Consider the following 18,124-nt stretch of genomic DNA (forward strand, 5'->3'; position numbering starts at 1 on the left):
GTGGCGGAAGATTGCGGAAGTTGCGCCCCGGCAGAGCCACCTACCCTGCCGCTTGCGTACCACCTGAGCCGTCCGATTCGTTGGAGCCATCCTCACCCGACTCAATCATGCTGTGCATTTCCTCATTTCTCGGAAATTTCAGAGAGAACTTCGTTCCGATCCCGGGCTCACTCTGCACTTCGATCGTGCCGCCGTGGGCCTCCACGAGCTGCTTGACGATCGAGAGGCCGAGTCCGGTCTCGCTGGTCGCCTTGGCGCGTGAAGGATCAGCTTTGTAGAAACGCTCCCACATCTGCTCGATCTGCACACGGGTCATACCCCGGCCTTGATCAGACACCTCAATCAGCGTACTTCGTTCCAGCTCTTCCGCTCTCAACCGCACCGTACCGAATTCGGAGAACTGGATCGCGTTCTTCACCAGGTTGATCATAATCTGCATCAGCCGGTCATAGTCGCCGAATACTTGAACGTCGTCCTTACAGTCCACACTCAGCTTCAGTTGCTTTTCGGTTGCGAGGACATCAAGCGATTCACTTACAACTTCGAGTATATCGACCGCTTTGTGCCATTGCTGATCAAGCTGGATCATATTAGTCCGGATGCGCTCCAGATCCATCAACTCGTTAATAAGACGGATGAGACGGAACGTTTCCTTCTCGATAATCAAGTAATACTTGGCTTGATCTTCTGGAGACACTAGGTTATTGCGGAAGCCTTCAATTATACCTCGTATCGAGGTGAGCGGGGTACGCAGCTCATGCGATACGTCGCTCATGAACTGCTGTCGGCGTGCCTCGAATTGCGTCAGCTTCTCTGAAGCTTCCTGGAGCTGCGCCGCCATGGAATTGAAGTCGCGGGACAAGTCGCCCAACTCATCGGTTCGCTTCTCTTCCATTCGTATCGCGAAGTCACCACCGGATAGTTGCCGCGTGGCCTCCTGTAAGCGACGGACTCGACGGCTCATGCTGCGGGAAAGCCAGTAGCTCATTCCAATCACGAGTAGGAAGATGGCGCCACCCGTATACAGAACGGCAGTGTTGATGCTGCCAATAATGCTGTTCAGTCCTTGCACCGGGGAGATGGCGAACACGAATATGTTTTCTTTTTCTCCGAGCGGCTTAATAATCCTAGGTGCAACCATGATCGGAACGGTCCCTTCGCCGTTATCCAGTACGAATACCGAGTCGTTGACCACGTAGAAGAGATGTTTGCGCAGACTGTCCAGAATCGCTTTATTCCTCAGGTCGGTCGTCCAGAGCGCAGGTGTGTTAATCAGATCCCCTTTGCGGTCCATCAGGATAATTGATATTTTCCGCTCCACCAGTAATGCCTTGTAGTCAGTGAGTATGGGTCCAAGCTTATCCTTTTCTTCCCGACCAATAGCCCTTGTGACGACTTTACTGACGCCCAGCAGCTCTTCGCTCTTATTCTTGTCGATAATCGAGTGCTTGGTGAAATAATAGAACCCGAACCCAAGGGGGATTAGCAGAAGAAGGGCAATGAACAGATGGCTCAGAAACTGGCGTTGAAAAAAAGTGAACCGGTACCTCGGCAGCAAACGACGCATCAGGGTTACTCCTCCAGCTTATAGCCGACTCCCCAGACAGTCACAATCCAGGGGCAATCGGGTGTTGAGATTTTGGTGCGCAGCCGTTTGATATGTACGTCTACCGTGCGGTCCTCGCCGAAAAAATCGTAACCCCACACTTGCTCGATCAATTGCTCGCGTGAAAACACTTTTCGCGGATATTGGACAAACAAGCGCAGCAGTTCGAATTCTTTGGGCGTCAGCGGTGCCAGCTTGCGTCCTCCGGCGATCACTTCCCGGCTCTGCAGATGAACCGTTAATTGTTTATAGCGAATCGTATCCTCGTCATGAGACGTATCATCATCTGAGTGAGGTACGCCATCTCTACCAGTTGCTTTATAGCGCCGTAATACAGCGTTCATTCTAGCCACTAGCTCTAATGGACTGAAGGGCTTGGTTACATAATCATCTGCCCCCAGATTGAGGCCTAGAATGCGATCATGCTCTTGATCTCTTGCGGTTAGTAATATAATCGGAACATCGATACGCTTCGCCCGCATATCTTCACACACGCGAATGCCGTCTTTACCCGGAAGCATCCAATCCAGCAGTACCAAGTCCCAAGCTTGTTCTGTCATCAACCGCTCCGCCTCAAGCCCATCGTGGACATAACAGGCTTCCATGTTCTCCTTTTGCAGAAAAAGGCGGAGCATCTCACACACAGAGCGGTCGTCTTCCGCAATCAACAGCTTCATCCTGCATGCCTCCTTCTCCATCTAGCATATTCGAGAACATTGGGAAGAAGCAAGATATTCCTGTATACCCAAAAATACCGTTCCTTAGGCAAAAGGGACGGCATTTTCAGCAGTATTCGCATTAGTTGAGATGATCATGCAACGTTTGGACGAGCTGGTCTTGCACCTTTTGTCCGCAGTTCGTCCAGATGATTTCGAACAATACACCCAATCCTGGTAATAAGAGATCCTCACCATTGATGGAGTCTTGAATAATTTCGTGCAGCTCTTCGGTCGTCTTGCCATGGACCTGCTGGGTGATGGCTTGCCGTAAATTTAATTCCATGCAAGGAGTCCCTCCGTTGACTGAACTTTGGAATGCCACTGGTACCTAAGTTAGGTTGCGCAAAAGGGCTCAGTTCATGTATGAGCGAACATGGGAGGAGGTAGGGGAATGGTATGAAATATGCTATAATGTTGGAAAATAACACGAGCACGAAAGGGAAGGAGCTTGCCATATGAAAGCGAAACAGTTTGCCATTATCGGGATGGGGCGGTTCGGTTCCAGTGTCGCCAAGTCGCTGCACAGCATGGGTTTCGAAGTGTTGGCTATCGATTCCAGCGAACAGCGCACCCAGGAAGTCGTCAATATGGTCACCCACGCTGTGCAGGCCGATTCCACGGACGAGGAAGCGCTTCGCGCGCTTGGCATTCGTAATTTCGACGTTGTCGTCGTGGCAATTGGACAAGATATTCAGGCAAGCATACTAACCACTTTGGTTCTCAAGGATATGGGCGTACCCGCTCTGATTGTCAAAGCGCAGAACGAGCTTCACGGTAAAGTGCTGACCAAGATCGGCGCGGACAAAGTGGTGTATCCGGAGCGTGACATGGGCTTGCGAGTAGCTCATCATTTAATATCCCCTAACATTCTGGATTATATCGAGCTGTCCGACGATTACAGCATTGTAGAGATTAGAGCGACTAGTGCGATGGTTGGCCTAAATTTGCGGGAGCTCGACATTCGTGCCAAGTATGGGTGTAACGTGATGGCGCTCAAGACAGGTGACAAGATGAATATTGCTCCTCATGCGGAAGATAAAATCAAAGATACAGACATTCTCGTCGTCGTGGGCCGCAACGAAAACTTGCAGCAATTCGAACGCACGTTCGCGGAGTAGCCGCTATATGGACATTGCATCTGTGAATAATGAGCGTGTCAAGCAGTGGAGCCGCCTGCTGGACAAGAAGGGACGGGACCAGCAAGGAAGATTCCTGGTGGAGGGCCCGCATCTGGTTATGGAGGCGATCCGTTCGGGAGCTTCCTTGACGGTTGTGTATGCAGCGGCTCGAGGTATTCCGCAGGAAGTAAGCGAGTTGGCGGAACAGTGCTCGCCGGCGATCGAGTGGGTAAGCGTGAGCGAAGACGTGTTGAGCAAATGTACGGATGCGCAGACGCCTCAGGGGATATTCGCGGTTGTGAACAAGCCTGCCTGGGGGCAGGATGTGCTGTGGGGCATGGACGGAAGTCGCGGGGGAGACGAGCGTGTGACAGACCGAGAGGGCTATGAAGCGGCTGTGCGTGGGACAGAACGACTGGGTCAAGAAGCGGCAGCACGCAGTTCGCATGCGGCAGCGGCATCCTTGGTCGTCGTCGTCGACGGCGTGCAGGACCCTGGCAACCTAGGCACGATCATTCGCAGTGCCGATGCGGTTGGTGCCACGGCTGTCGTTCTTGGACGGGGCACCGTGGATTTGTACAACCCCAAGACTGTCCGTTCCACGATGGGGTCCTTGTTCCATCTTCCTATCGTCGAAGCTGACTTGGAGCCGTTATTGGTGGAAGCGGGAGCGCGTGATATTCAACTGGTCGTCACTAGCCTACAAGCGAGCGAGTCGTGTTATGCGGTGGACTTTACCCGCAGCACTTGGTTCGTTGTTGGCAATGAGGGGCGCGGCGTATCGGAATCGGTCAGCCTTCACGCGAATCGACACGTGATTATTCCGATGTCCGGCGGGGCGGAGTCGTTGAATGTGGCGATGGCCGCCACAGTGCTGTTGTTCGAGGCTTCGCGGCAGCGGCTGTTTTAACGGCTAACTCAATAGTTGAACACTTGAATGGGCGCCGGATTTCGTAAAGCTGAGCCTGCGTGCGTTTGGCATGACAATAATAGCCCCCATCCTCCAAAAGAGGACGGGGGCTATTGTCATACCATTAAATCGTCTCGCTCGTAACTTGGGCCGGCAGCCCAAGCACCGCGCCTTGTGCAGTTAACGCCTCCTGCACCTGACGTACATCAAGCTCACGCGGCAGCACATGCTCGCTCACGCACAACGCCGCTGCGGTTCCCGCTGCCTGACCGATGGCCATCGCGATTGGTTGTACGCGGATGGCGGAGTGAGCCTCGTGCGTCGCCGAGATCGGACGCCCTCCGATCAGCAGGTTCTCAATCTTCTTCGGTATGAGTGTACGGAACGGAATATCGTACCACTCTCCCTCGGGCAAATGCTGTATAAGCGTACCCGCGCCATCGGGATTGTGGATATCGACCGAGTACGAGCCGCGGGCAATAACATCGTCGAACCGGCAGCAGGCGAGCAGTTCCTCCGCCGTAAGCAAGTATTCGCCGATTACCCGGCGGGATTCGCGTACGCCGATCTGCGGAGCGGTCGTTTGCAGGTAGGCATCCTCGAAAGCCGGCACTTCGGCTTTCAGGAAGCGCACAAGCTGCTGCACTTGACGTCGTCCTTCGATCTCCGCTTCCGTCAGCTCCCATGGATCCGTTGCATCCTTCCGCAGTACTCGGGTCGTATTGAAATGAATAACGCCCGGCTGATTCGCATAAAACCATAGCACGTTCTCGCGGGGACAATCAATCTCGCCCCTGCGTTTCGCCTCCAAATAAAGGTCTGTAATCTCCTGTCGCGTCATCATCCGGTCCATGTCTACGTTAGCCATCCGGAAGTTAAGCGTCATCGGCTGGCTTAGGCTGTCTACCGCCCGGCCTTTCTCAACGATGGCTCCGGCGAGCGCTGCCAAGTCGCCATCGCCGGTCGTATCGACGTACATACTCGCCGTCATATCGACCAATCCCGCTTTATTGGCGAAACGAACCGTCTCAATCCGCGTGCCTGTCTCATTCATGACCGCTTCCCCTAGGAAGGAGTGATACAACAGCTTTACACCGGCTTCCTGACAAAGCTCCTCTGCCGCAACCTTCAACGCTTCCGGATCGAATGCCGTCTTCTGCTTGGGATGTCCGTACATGCCCATCGCCGTCATCCGGTCGATCAATTCCTGAAGAACGCCGTAGATCAACTGTACGTTGACCCCGCCTGCAGCCCAATAAGACATCCACGGGTTAACCATCATGGCCGTTCCCGCGCCTCCCAGAAAACCATACCGTTCCACCAAGAGTGTGTTGGCACCTTGACGGGCGGCTGCTACAGCAGCCGCGATCCCGCTAGGTCCGCCTCCTGCTACAAGCACATCATACGTATTCATTGGTTTACTCAAACCAATCCGCTCCTCTCTATTCTAAACACGATTTGTGCCAATCGGATCCTGCTATTTTACAAACCCTTGTTCCTTGATTTGCTTTGCTCCGGTGTCCACATAGTCCTTATATTTGAACGTCGTATCGAGTGTCTTGAGGAAGTCGGCATATTCAGTGATCGGACGTTTACCCGTAACGAACTTGATCATTTCCTCTTCCGCGAACCGGTCCGCATCGGCTTTGTTGAAGTCCGAAGGCGGGATAACCGAGCTGTCGAAGGCTTTGATGCGCGGCGTCTTAATGGCAAAGTCGGTAGCGGCGGCTTGGTTCGGGAATTTGATCGCCAAATATTCCTTATTCGGACGGCCGGTAATTTGATACGCGCTGAAATAATTGCCCTCTTTGGCCATCAGATCCGTCGGTACGACTTTGCCGTCCTTCATGTTGTAATGCTTGCCTTCGATGCCATACATGGCAAGGGTAATGCCCTCTTTGCCGGATACATAGTTAATGAGATCGAATACCTTTTGCAATTTGACCTTATCTTTCTCCAGCGTTCTTGGAATGACCCAATAACGGGAGGGCGCATCATAATCGTAAGAGCCGTCAAACTGGCCGCCCTGCCCTTTTAAAGGGGCCATTTGCACCCAATCCGCGTTCGGGTTGATGGCTTTGTATTGAGCGATGAATTCATCTTTTGCTATATTGGTCCACCCTGTAAAGATAAAGCCGGCTTTGCCTTGGAACGCCTTTTGGATGTCCGCATTCGCCTTATTGATCATGATCTCGGGGTCGACCACGCCAGCATCAATCAAAGACTTGATATACTTCAAGGCATCTGGCATACCTGGATCATAATAGGCGTTAATCACCTTGCCTCCCTTTTCGTAGAACGAGCCGGGGAGCCCGACGCCGTACGCTCCGAAAAATGTTGCAAACGAATACAGCTTCGCTCCCGTAATGCCGAACGTATCCTTTTTGCCGGAGCCGCTCGGATCCTGCTCGGTAAAGGCTTTGGCGACGGCCATAAATTCTTCGAGGTTGGTCGGAACCTTCAACTTCAACTTATCCAGCCAATCTTTGCGCACCCACATGGAAGAGAACGGAACGTCGCCAACGCGGGGAACGGCATAAGTCTTATTGTTCACCACCACTTTCTTCATAATGTCCGGCGTCAGCCCGGTTACGAATTCCTTGGCGGGCTTCAGCTCTTTATTGAAATATGGCGTCAGGTCAAGCAGCATTCCTTTGTCGGCAAATTCTTTCACATCCGCAAATCCAACTGAGAATAAATCCGGGAAGTTCCCACCTGATAGACGGACACGTATTTGGTTCTTGTAATCTTCACCGGAGGCGATCGCCGTTAGCTGGAGATCGATATTCAGCTTCTTATCGAGCGCCTTTTTGATGTCATCCGCTTCAGGCGCCGGCATCCCGGAAGCATTCATCGCCATTTGAATTTTTACCGGCCCGGACGAAGAGGAGGATGAATTTGATTTACCCTCTCCTGAGCCGCATCCAGCCAAGATTCCCCCCGTCAATACCACAGTCAATCCAATAGGAACCCACTTTTTCCTGATCATATCCATTACCCCTTTCATCTCAAATAAGTCTATTATTGAAGCCGGATACGTCCGGACAGTCAACCTTTGATTGAGCCGAGCAGCATGCCCTTCACGAAATGCTTCTGCAGAAATGGATAAACAATAAGAACAGGTGCACTTGCGAACATAACGGCGGCCATCTGCATCGTGACGGTCGGCACCTGTTCTTCCGGGTTGTCGATTTGCTGCTGGGACAGCATCAGAATTTCGCGGACTACAACCTGCAGCGGGTACAGCGAACGATCCGTCATGTACATAATCGCGCTGAAAAAGGAATTCCAGTGCCCGACTCCATAGAACAGACCGACTGTAACCATGACGGGCAGCGACAGCGGGACCACAAGCTGAAATAGGATTCGGAATTCCCGGGCGCCGTCAATTCGTGCGGATTCGAACAGTTCTTCGGGCAGTTGCTCGAAAAAACTTTTCATAATCAGCACATTGAAGCTCGCTACGGCCGTAGGCAATATTAACGCCCAGAGACTATCGATCAGCCCCGTAGCCTTCACAACCAAGTAGGTTGGAATAATGCCCCCGTTGAACAACAGCGTGAGAACAATCATCCCAAGGAATATATTTCTTCCAGGCAACCGCTTGCGACTGAGTGGATAGGCGAGCAGAGCGGTTAAGATCAGATTGATCGTAGTCCCTATAGCTGTAATATATACGGTGACGCCAAGCGACCGAGGAATTGCGGATGAGCCGATCAGCTTCTTGTAAGCATGAAGAGTCAGTTCCTTTGGAAACAATACGTACCCGCCATGCTTGAGCACAACGGCAAACGGGGTCATGGAGACGGATAATACATACAGCAAGGGAATGACCGCCGCAAGACCAACAATCGCCAATATCACATAACTAATTACTTGGAACAGTCTGTCTTCCACATTTCTCACCATATGCCCTCCCCCCAACGTCTCGATAAGGAATTCGAGATATAGACGAGGAAAAGCCCGATGGCTGATTTGAACAACCCTACCGCAGAAGCCAAGCTATAGTTCCACTGCTCTAGTCCTGTACGGAATACCCAGGTGTCGAGAATATCCGCAACGGGGTATACTTGGATGTTGTACAAAACGTAAATTTGTTCAAAGCCCGCATCCAGCATATGACCGAGGCGAAGAATCAACAGCAGGATAATGACATGACGGATCCCAGGCAGGGTAATGTGCCATACCATTCTCAATCTGCTGGCGCCGTCCACCCGTCCTGCCTCGTAGAGCGTAGGGTCAAGGCCGGCGATGGCTGCCAGATAGATGATGGCTCCCCATCCAAGATTTTGCCAAATTTCTGAGCCGACCAATACACTTCGGAACCAATCGGTCGAGGTTAAGAACGGAATCGCATGACCGCCTGAATCGATGAGCCAGCGGTTCACGATGCCGGAATCCTGGGACAAGAACAAGAGCAGAATTCCGTAGATAATAATCCAGGAGAGGAAGTGGGGCATATAGCTCAATGTCTGAACAAGCGATTTGAACCAGCGAACTTGGCATTCGTTCAACAGGATGGCCAGGATAATAGGTGGAACCATGCCAAAAATCAGCTTGTACACACTGATCAGAAACGTATTCGTGAGCAGTTGGGTGAAATAAGGCGAGTCATAAAATTGTAAAAAATATTTGTACCATGGATCCGCCCATGGACTGCCCAGAATTCCTTCCATCATGTTGTAGTCTTTGAATGCGATGATGACCCCGTAAATAGGAAAGTACTTGTAGACTAAGTAATACACCACGCCGGGCAGCAGCATAATGTAAAATTCCTTGAAGGCCCATACGGCTTTCAGCTTCATCTGCAGCCGGGTAGGGGTCTGAGGCGCACCGACGTCTTTGTTTTCCAATGTGTCTATATTTGGCTGCACCAGATCACATCCTTTCTCAACGATTCAGAAAGTAAACTTCGCTGATTGTTCATCGTCTCGGTAAACGAATGGCGTCAAAAGACGCCGGTAGGCGTTTATCCTTGGGCTCTGCTACGGCTGCGGTTCTCCAGCAGCAGCGCGTACAGGCTCGCGGCGAACTCGCCGCGCGTTACGGCGCGGTCTGCGCCGGGCGCGGGCAAGGCGTCCGCTGCCGGCGGTGCCGCGTTGTGCCTCCGCGCCGAGGCCAGCCAGCGCTGGGCCAGCGCCAGCGGGAGCAGCGGCTGCGCGGCCCACTGCTCGCGCGGCAACGGCTCTTGCTTCGGCCGCCGCGGGCCCATGTCGGCGCCGGCTGGCAGCAGCCGCGCCGAGGCAGGCAAGGCCGGGAGCGATCGGCCGCCCTCAAGCGAGCGCGCGAGGGCGATCCAGCACGCGGCGTCTGCCGCCGCCAGCGGCTCATCCAGGCCGGCCGGGACGCCGGCGGCGAATATTCCTTTAGCCCTGAAGTACTGCACAGCGTCCGCAGCCTTGCTGTCCAGTTCCTGCGGCTCGAGCGGGGCGATGCGTTGGCCGCTCGCAAGCAGGCGGTCCTGCAACTGATCAATGGACAGGTCGCGCAGGTTCAGACCGCTAGTCATGCTGAGATCGGCCGCCATGCCCGCCGCGAAACCTAGCTGCATCCAACACGGCTCCATCCGGATCGTGCCGAACCCCATGTGTGTAGCGGAGACGGCGACTGGGACGAGCAATCCGTCGATTGTCTGCGGAACAATGACGCCATAGGGAATCTGATACATCTCCGTAAGCCAACCCAAGCCGAGGAAGCCTTCCAATGCCTTGTGCTGCCCAGCCGGCTCCCGCTTGCGAGTGGCGTGCGAGTCGATCGGATAATGGCCGACTGCTATGCTGTCGAACTGCAGCGGTGCCCCCTCAAGCCCGGGGGCGAGCCGCGCATCGTTCTCGGTGAAGACATATTCACCCCAGATGCGTCGCGCTTCCCGCACGTAAATCTGCGGCGGGAAATGGTCCGTCTCGCTGAATTCATCTGCAGCATAGCCCCATTCCCGCGCTTCGAGCTTGAACGGCTCCGGCAGCTCTTCGTCATGTTGCAGAAACCATAGCAGACCTTGAACGTACGCCCGGTGGCGGTCTATGATCGTCTGCCGTGTCTTCGCATCTGCTGTCGGGTAATCCAGGTTCTCCACGGGATAATCCGTCGAGCACATGCAGTAATGATGGTTATTGCAATCCGTCTTGCCGTTCGGTACGGGAAGCATGTTCATAACACTGCGAATAGAGGAGACCCGACCTGCCCGTACGTCGTCCAGTAAGCTGACATACAGGTCCCGTTCATAGCTGACCGGCTTCCGGAACGGGATGCGATTGTCCGGCACTGTAGTCAGACACAGACGGAAGTTATAGGTCTGGATCAGATCGTCCCCTTCTCCGGTGCTACCCGGGAATACTTCCTTGGACGGGTCGAAATTCATATAGAGCTTGCCGGCATATTCCTCGTTCCAGACGTCCCGCGATTCGCGCCCCAGCTCGTAAGGCACGCCTGCCATTGCGGCCAGATCGCCTTCATATGTCCCGTCAATAAATACTTTCGCACCTATTGTGTAAGCGTTTTCTTTTGTTTCGTCATGAACCGTAATTTCCACCAGTTTCCCATCTTGCACACGCACCCCCGCCAGCGTCAAGGCAGTTCGAACATCAAGCAGCGCTTCTTCGGCGACCAGCATATCCCGTATAATTCCAGCCGCTACGGAGGGCTCAAACCATAGTCCGCGATTGCACTGTTGAGCTTGCTCGGAGTCCGGTCCATACGTATTGGAATAATGGGCAGACACCCGGGCCGCGAATTCACGAAAAATAGAGCCTGCCGAATCCAACGAGACGATATCCGTCCGGCCAAGTCCTCCGGTCATCATCCCGCCGATATGCGTAGAAGGCTCTATCAATAGAGTAGCGCGTCCACACCTGGCCGAGGCAATCGCAGCTCCGATTCCGCCCGGTGTCGCTCCATAAACTACTGTCTCATACAGTTGAACTGACATGCTCCAACCCCCTTGCTGATGCTCGCTGCTTCATGTCTTAACATTAGCATGGGGGAAAGAGGGGCATAAGGAACATTTTTCGTCATTTGATGGAACAAATTTCATTACTTCGATTCAACCGTCCGGTATTCGCTCGGTGTTTGTCCCGTCCACCGCTTGAATATTTTGATGAAATAGTTGGCGTTAGGGAACCCAACCCGCTCCCCGATTTCTATAACAGGCAGCTTCGTCTGTTCCAGCAACCCCTTGGCATGATTGATTCGTACCTGCTGGATGTAATGAATGAGCGTGACGCCTGTCTTCTTCTTGAACAGACCGCTGAAGTACCCCTCATCCATCGCCACCAGAGCGGCAACCGCTCTCAGGCTAATGTCAGATGCATAGTGCTGGTGGACGTACGCCATGGCTTTATCGATTTCCCGATGTCCGGTAAGCGGTTGAGCCGCCGCGATGTTGCGGTTGGCGTAACGTTCGGCGCTCGCGAGCAGACGTTCTCCTAGCTCCGCGTGGCTCATGCAATGGAGCAGCTCCTCTTCGGCTGTGGCGCTGCAGCCTGCAATTCGGGAGAGCAGCCGGTCGACGCGCAGCGCCATTTCCTTCACGACCGCCATTGGCAAGCTGCGTTCCCATGCCTCCTCCCAGCCGGTTTTCAGACGGAGCTTGAATTCGTCCAGCTTGCGCAGCTCGAAACTGTGAATTAATTCCCGTTCTGTCCTCCAGGCCAGTGGTTCGGAGGAAGAGGGGACAGGTGAGGCAGCGGCAGCTTGATCCAGACCGGGTCGCCCTTCATACCAAGCGCGATCCAACGTCCGCAAGACGCGATTCCATGCCGACGGCATCTCCACACCTGCTTCTACAGACGAACAAGCGGCTATCCATGGAAAAGTACCCTTCTCTTCCGGCCAAGGCCGAAACGCCTCCGGGTTCCACACGAATACCGTCGTTTGCCCGGAGTGAGCAAACGTATGAACGATTGATCGATTTCCTTGCGTCACGATTCCGAGCTGCTGGAAATCGTCCAACGTGAACGGGGTGGATCCATGCAGGAATGCACCAATCCAGATCGACTCCGTCCTGCCGTCCTTGCGCAGCAGGCCGACGTCTTCCAACAGTGTCTGCTGCAGCTTAGGCGAACACACGGTCCCACCGGCTTTGTGAATCGACTGCCAAGTTTCCTGGTACAACCGATGGAACGGCTGAGCCATGGTCTGTGATCGTACGTTCAAGTTGTGCGCCAATTCCCGTTTCACTTTGGTCAGCGTTTCTTCCAGCGACTGGACGTTCATCGACAGCTTAAGCAAATAAGCCGAAGCTCCGTATTCCAAGGCTTGACGGGCATATTCGAATTCATTCATGCAGGTCAGCATGACGAAGGAAGCGTCTAGTCCTTCTGCTCTTGCCTGCTTCATCAGCTCAAGCCCATCCATCCCCGGCATAATGATGTCCGACACGACAAGGTCCGGAGGGTCTGCACGCATCATCTCCAAAGCTTCTTGTCCGTCTCCTGCCTCATTGGAGATGGTGAACCCCATGTCTTCCCAGCGGATCAGCTGCTTGAGCGAGCGCCTTACGAACACTTCGTCTTCAACGAGCAACACGTTCCACATCGCCTGTCCCTCCTTCGGAATAAGGTGCCGAGATGAGCAACGGAAACGTAAGGTGAATCCGGGTTCCCGTCGGCATCGGCTGAATGTCAAGCCGGGCTTCCTGTTTGAATAACAGCTCGAGCCGTTCCTTTACATTTTTAAGTCCGATACTTTTCCTCTTACGGCCCGCGTTGACCGAAGTGTCCGGCTTCCAGCCGATCCCGTTGTCCTCCACCTCTAGGCAGCACCGTCCCCGCTCCGCATAAGCGCGGATCCAGATAACGCCTTCTCTATCCTTTTGCGCCAATCCGTGGAAAATGGCGTTCTCCACGAGAGGCTGCAGGCTAAGCTTTGGAACAAGCGCGTATTCGATGCTGTCGTCAATTTCCCAGCGGATTTCGAAGTTCTTCTCGTACCGGAACGACTGTATGGACACATACGCTTCCGTCAATTCCCGCTCCTCGCGCAGATGAATCAGATCGGCCTCCTCGTTCAAGCTCGTCTCGAGCAGCTTGCCGAGAGCCATGCAGATGTTAGCGGTTTCATCATCACCTTTGCCAAGCACATTCCATTTCACCACATTTAATGTGTTCAGCAGGAAGTGGGGATTCATTTGGGACAGAAGCATTTGGAAGCGAACGGCTTCCTTTTGCCGTTCTTCTTCTTTCAGCCTGCGCATGAGCGCCTGCAGATCGTGGACCATCTTGTTAAACGCCTTCGCGAGTGCCAGTACCTCGCCGCTAAACTTGCCCGTTGACAGCAGCGTCAGAAAACCTTTGTCCGTTATCTCCAACATCTTCTTCTGGAGCAGCCTTAGAGGCCGGGTGATGGTGGACAAGATGAAAAAGGTGATCAAGATGAACAGCAGCGTGAAGAGTAGGAAAGTAGTGACCATCTGTTGCTTCGTTTGATCGATATTGCCGAAGAACAACTGCAGCGGGAACCGGCTGACTAGCGTCCACTGCATAGCTGGCACGCTCATCCGATTGTACAGGTAAGCGCCTTCGATCCGGTGGGAATGATCCGTTTGTCCGGAATCCGCCCGAAGGAAAGTCGTGAGATCCTGATCGGCTGAATCCCCATTTCCTCCGATTACGGCGTACTTTTCGTTCAACAAAAAGAAATCCTGGTTAATGGGAAAGCTCCTCGCCATCGAAGAGAGCCACGTCTGGAAGTCGATGCTGATCCGAAGCAATCCTATATCGCGGCCTGCCCCATCTTTCAGAACCGAATATAACATGACGATACGCGAACTTTTACTGTCTTCTTGCCGCAAATCCGACTCCTGATCGGACACCCAAACGTAAGAGGACTTGCCTCTTTTCAGATCATCAACCCCTCGTTGCTCCATGTAACCATTGTAGGACAACGCGATTGTTGGGGAATAGGAGGCGTATTGCCTGCCTTGCAGGTCCGTCAGCGAATAGTAGACATAGGGGGAAGGGAGCGTCTGGCTCTTGATTTCATTCCACATGGCGTCCATCATTCGGTGATTGTCGCTCGTTGCTTGATCGGAGGTTGGACTTGCGAGCAATAGGGCGACGACAGCCGGATCTTTCTCCAACCGGACCGCAACGCGGAATACCGCACTTCTAAGATCTTCAAATGTGATCTTGAGCTGCTCTAGTTGCCTAGTGTTTTGCTGGATGATTTGCTGCTCGAACGATTGTTCAATCTGGTTGATGCCGTGGAACTGGAGAAAGGCATAAGGTAGAATGATGATCAATAGGAAAGCTAGAAAGAGGCGGTTTTTCAAAGAAGATAGAGCCAAGTAGCCGGTGAATTTCACATCGCATCCCCCCGCGTCAATGTATGAAGTCAACTCTACCTGAATCTCCGCGAAAATGGAAGATGGGGCGCGGGCAGCCCCCATCACGAWTCGTGATGGGGGCTGCCCGTTATTTCTTGTGAAATGATCTAAGGGCCGGCTATAAGCATCGATTCCCTCCGCGGTGGACCAGGCCATGTAGTCATTGTCCCCCTAAATGTAAAAACTGTTGCCTTGTTGCGATTGAAGGTCGCTATTATAATTAAAGGATTGATTATACGATGATAACGCTTTCAATTGATTTGCAATGTAAGGGGGAGACGAGATGTATAAACTCATTATCGTCGATGATGAGGAAGAGATCAGAGACGGCTTAGCAGAGATGATAGATTGGACCGGGTTAGGCTATACGGTGGAGGCGAAGCTTTCAGACGGGGCTGATGCCATTCGTTTTTTAGAAGAGCATGGAGCGGATGTCATCCTGACCGATATAAAGATGACTTTCGCCAGCGGTATTGATATCGCGCGTTTCGTCCATGACAACAAATTGACCGCCAAAGTCGTCGTGCTGAGCGGTTTTCAGGAATTCTCCCTGGCCAGAGAAGCCATTCGCTATAATGTGGTTCATTATTTACTCAAGCCTACCGATTTGGATGAAGTCGTAGGCGTTTTCCGGCGGCTGGCCAAGGAATTGGAGGAAGAAAAGCTCGAGTGTGAGCTTCAACTGAAACAAAACCAGCACGTCAAAACGCTCAAGCAGCTGTTGATGGAACAGTTTTTCTTCAACATGCTGTTCGGAGGCGGCTGGACGCATGATCTTGCGGAGCTTGGCAGAAAACTGCGCCAGTTGGGGCTTGCTGTCAATCCGTCCGAAGGACACGCCTGTATCATGAGTGTGGATTGGTCCAGCAATTCCGGGGAACCACTAGCGGAGCGAAAGCCGGAAGATCGCCAGGCATTAAGCGTCGCCATTACGAAAGATCGGGATCAGATTCACTATACGTGCCTCCATCAGGAGGGCTATCGCTTCGTCATCGTCGCCAATTCGCTGATCGATTGCTCCCGTGATGACTTTCAGAAAAAAGCCGAAAAGTATTTCCTGCAAACGCAGAGTGCCTTATCCTCCCTGCTCGGATTGTCCATCCGACTTGTCACGATGAAGCTGTATAACAGCCTCCTGGAGCTGATCCAAGATTGTGCTGCACAGACGGAGGTGCGCGCAGCGGATGAGGAATCTCTGCCGATCGTCGAGCCGGAGCATGAACGGGTCATTATTCGCCACGCCAAGCAGTTTATCGAGGAGCATTTCGAGATGGATTTGTCGCTCACAGAGGTATCACGGCATGTCGGGTTGAATCCGGCTTATTTCAGCAGACTCTTTAAGCAGGAGACCGGACAAACGTATTCGGATTATGTCATCGACGTGAGGATAAGAAAGGCGATGGATTATTTGAAGGACCCCAAATATAAGGTGTATGAGATCGGTTTTCTCGTTGGATACCAGAACACGAAATATTTTCACAAGTTGTTCAAGCGGCAGACCGGATTAACGCCGTCCGAATATAGGGCACAGCTATGAAAACAGCGATGGCGGATGTTTGGAGCTACATCAGGCAGTACAGATTCAACAGCATCTTATGGCATAACTTCGTTCTGATCATGCTGCTCATCATCGTGCCGCTGGTTAGTATCAGCCTGATCGTCTATACCCATAACGATGCCGATATGCGAGCGGAAATCGAGCGATCCGCGCTTAGCGAGCTAGGGAGGACAAGAGATTCCGTCGATATGATTTTATTCGACGCGGAGCAACTATCCGTCAGGCTGAAGTCGGACCCTGACGTCGAAGCGTTTCAAAACAAGCAGCTATCCTCGCCGCTCACGTATGCGGAGGCGCAAATGATTCTGCGTATTCAGCAGGTGCTGCAGATGGTGAAGCTTACCAGCTCGTATATCGATTCCATCTTTCTATACTCGGCTTTCAACGATTATCTGATTACAGCCGGTTCCGGCGGCACATTATCGGACCAATACTATGACCGATGGCCGCACATTTATAAGGAGAAGTCAGATAGCTCCTTTTATTGGGTTACCAGTCGCGCGCCAAGCGGAAAAGTAAACCTGCTGAGCTTCGTCAATCAGGTGTCGCCGAGCATTACGGAGCGCAATAACGGCGGAGCCGTGTCTATCAATATGAATATGAACAGTATGAGAGCCCTGCTCGACCATTCCCCCCAACAGCAAAGCATTCTGCTGTTGAACGGGCAGGGTCGCATTATGTACAGCGGTGATGGGGCGAAATTGAACCGCACGCTTGCGGAGACCGATCCTGATTTGAACAAACTGCTGGAGGGAGGCTTCTCTTCTCGGATTATCAGCTTGGACGGACAAGACCAGGTTGTTTCATCGATGACCTCCAATTCGATCAAAAATTGGAAATACGTATCGGTTGTCCCGCTGCAGGCGTATCATGCCGAACGCTCCCGAATTATCGAGCTTATGGTTGTGCTGCTGTCTGTCAGCGCGCTTGCGTCGATCATACTCGCCTTTATCATCGCGGTCAGAAGCTATCGCCCGATCCGACAAATCCTATCCCTGATCGAGCATAAAAAGAACCCTTTCATGATGTTGAACAAGGTCCCGTCGAACCATTGGAACGAAACGGGCTATATCCTTTCCAACCTGGCTGATTCGTTCCATCAAAGTCACAGCTTCGAGGTGCAGTTGCAGGAGAAGTACGAGCTTTTACGCAAGGCTCAGGCCATTGCGCTGCAGGCTCAAATTAACCCTCATTTCTTATTCAATACGCTCGAATCGATCAATTGGAAGGTAATGAGGCTGACGAATGGCAAGAACGAAGCCTCGCAGATGCTGCTGTCCTTGTCGGCACTGCTGCGATTGACGCTCGAGACGAAGGAAGACCTTGTCCCGATCCGCATGGAGATGGAGCATGTAAGGCTCTATGTGGAAATGCAGCAACTTCGCTATAAGGACAAGTTCAGCTTGGACATCCGCGTGGAAGATAATCTGCTGGAGTGCAGAATTGTAAAGCTCGTCTTGCAGCCGATCGTGGAGAACGCCATCTATTTTGGAATTAAACAAAGCCCCAATCAGGGAATCATTCGGATTCGCATGTTCCTGAGAGGGGATATGATTGTCGTGCGGGTAATGGATAACGGTGTCGGCATTCCGCCGCTCACGGTGCTGCAGCTCAATGAAAGCTTCCGGAGAGAGCATTTGCAGGAGAACGAGCACATTGGGTTAAGGAACGTAAACCAGCGAATTCGCCTAGCCTTCGGCGAGCAGTACGGATTAAAGATCCGCAGCAGGGTGGGGGCGGGGACCATTGTCGATCTGACCCTTCCGGAAATGAAAATACTTTCATAGCGATATAAATTTTGTCACCTCAAAAGTAAAGACAGCGGGATTGTTTGAATGCTCGTTCAAATTTAACATAAGAGTGCAGGTTCCGTAAGCGGTTTCGAACCG

General features: G+C 52.7%; 14 protein-coding genes. 4 read left to right on the top strand and 10 right to left on the bottom strand.

The features are described from left to right. Positions 1-40 precede the first annotated feature (40 nt). The 3 genes from AC1DWB_RS03665 to sspI all read right to left on the bottom strand — a co-directional run bounded on the left by AC1DWB_RS03665 (position 41) and on the right by sspI (position 2,608). Positions 41-1,567: an ATP-binding protein gene (locus AC1DWB_RS03665; protein WP_477539674.1), complete on the bottom strand. Its 1,527-nt coding sequence runs from the start codon at positions 1,565-1,567 to the stop codon at positions 41-43. A 5-nt stretch (positions 1,568-1,572) separates the two neighbouring features. After that, positions 1,573-2,283 (bottom strand): winged helix-turn-helix domain-containing protein, encoded by a 711-nt coding sequence (locus tag AC1DWB_RS03670; RefSeq protein ID WP_477539675.1) that lies wholly within the window; start codon positions 2,281-2,283, stop codon positions 1,573-1,575. 121 nt (positions 2,284-2,404) lie between these two features. Further along, positions 2,405-2,608 (bottom strand): small acid-soluble spore protein SspI, encoded by a 204-nt coding sequence (sspI, locus tag AC1DWB_RS03675; RefSeq protein WP_477539676.1) that lies wholly within the window; start codon positions 2,606-2,608, stop codon positions 2,405-2,407. 172 nt (positions 2,609-2,780) lie between these two features. On the opposite strand from sspI, the gene AC1DWB_RS03680 reads away from it, so the two are divergent. Further along, a complete protein-coding gene (locus AC1DWB_RS03680) occupies positions 2,781-3,443 on the top strand; it encodes a potassium channel family protein (RefSeq protein WP_477539677.1) in 663 nt (220 codons plus the stop codon). Between the two features lie 7 nt (positions 3,444-3,450). Further along, positions 3,451-4,353, top strand: a complete 903-nt coding sequence (locus AC1DWB_RS03685) for a TrmH family RNA methyltransferase (protein WP_477539678.1) — start codon at positions 3,451-3,453, stop codon at positions 4,351-4,353. A 124-nt stretch (positions 4,354-4,477) separates the two neighbouring features. Here the strand turns inward: AC1DWB_RS03685 and AC1DWB_RS03690 are convergent, their stop codons facing one another. The 7 genes from AC1DWB_RS03690 to AC1DWB_RS03720 all read right to left on the bottom strand — a co-directional run bounded on the left by AC1DWB_RS03690 (position 4,478) and on the right by AC1DWB_RS03720 (position 14,833). Beyond that, a complete protein-coding gene (locus tag AC1DWB_RS03690) occupies positions 4,478-5,779 on the bottom strand; it encodes an FAD-dependent oxidoreductase (protein ID WP_477539679.1) in 1,302 nt (433 codons plus the stop codon). Between the two features lie 51 nt (positions 5,780-5,830). Further along, a complete protein-coding gene (locus tag AC1DWB_RS03695) occupies positions 5,831-7,342 on the bottom strand; it encodes an extracellular solute-binding protein (RefSeq protein ID WP_477539680.1) in 1,512 nt (503 codons plus the stop codon). Positions 7,343-7,401: 59 nt separating this feature from the next. Beyond that, on the bottom strand, positions 7,402-8,262 hold the full coding sequence (locus AC1DWB_RS03700) for a carbohydrate ABC transporter permease (RefSeq protein WP_477539681.1): 861 nt from the start codon (positions 8,260-8,262) through the stop codon (positions 7,402-7,404). Beyond that, complete coding sequence (locus AC1DWB_RS03705; RefSeq protein WP_477539761.1) at positions 8,256-9,158, bottom strand: ABC transporter permease; 903 nt, start codon at positions 9,156-9,158, stop codon at positions 8,256-8,258. The genes AC1DWB_RS03700 and AC1DWB_RS03705 overlap by 7 nt, the downstream gene beginning before the upstream one ends. Before the next feature lie 164 nt (positions 9,159-9,322). Beyond that, entirely contained in the window at positions 9,323-11,281 is a 1,959-nt protein-coding gene (locus tag AC1DWB_RS03710; protein WP_477539682.1) for an FAD-dependent oxidoreductase, read from the bottom strand. Between the two features lie 104 nt (positions 11,282-11,385). Further along, a complete protein-coding gene (locus AC1DWB_RS03715; protein WP_477539683.1) occupies positions 11,386-12,888 on the bottom strand; it encodes a response regulator transcription factor in 1,503 nt (500 codons plus the stop codon). After that, positions 12,866-14,833, bottom strand: a complete 1,968-nt coding sequence (locus tag AC1DWB_RS03720) for a sensor histidine kinase (RefSeq protein WP_477539684.1) — start codon at positions 14,831-14,833, stop codon at positions 12,866-12,868. Before AC1DWB_RS03720 ends, AC1DWB_RS03715 begins: the two co-directional genes overlap by 23 nt. Positions 14,834-14,960: 127 nt before the next feature. Here AC1DWB_RS03720 and AC1DWB_RS03725 point away from each other — a divergent pair, with 127 nt between their 5' ends. Both AC1DWB_RS03725 and AC1DWB_RS03730 read left to right on the top strand, forming a co-directional pair. Then, positions 14,961-16,214 (top strand): helix-turn-helix domain-containing protein, encoded by a 1,254-nt coding sequence (locus AC1DWB_RS03725; protein ID WP_477539685.1) that lies wholly within the window; start codon positions 14,961-14,963, stop codon positions 16,212-16,214. Further along, positions 16,211-18,022 (top strand): sensor histidine kinase, encoded by a 1,812-nt coding sequence (locus AC1DWB_RS03730; RefSeq protein ID WP_477539686.1) that lies wholly within the window; start codon positions 16,211-16,213, stop codon positions 18,020-18,022. Before AC1DWB_RS03725 ends, AC1DWB_RS03730 begins: the two co-directional genes overlap by 4 nt. Positions 18,023-18,124: the final 102 nt, after the last annotated feature.

The organism is Paenibacillus sp. P4_E11, from assembly GCF_056401635.1.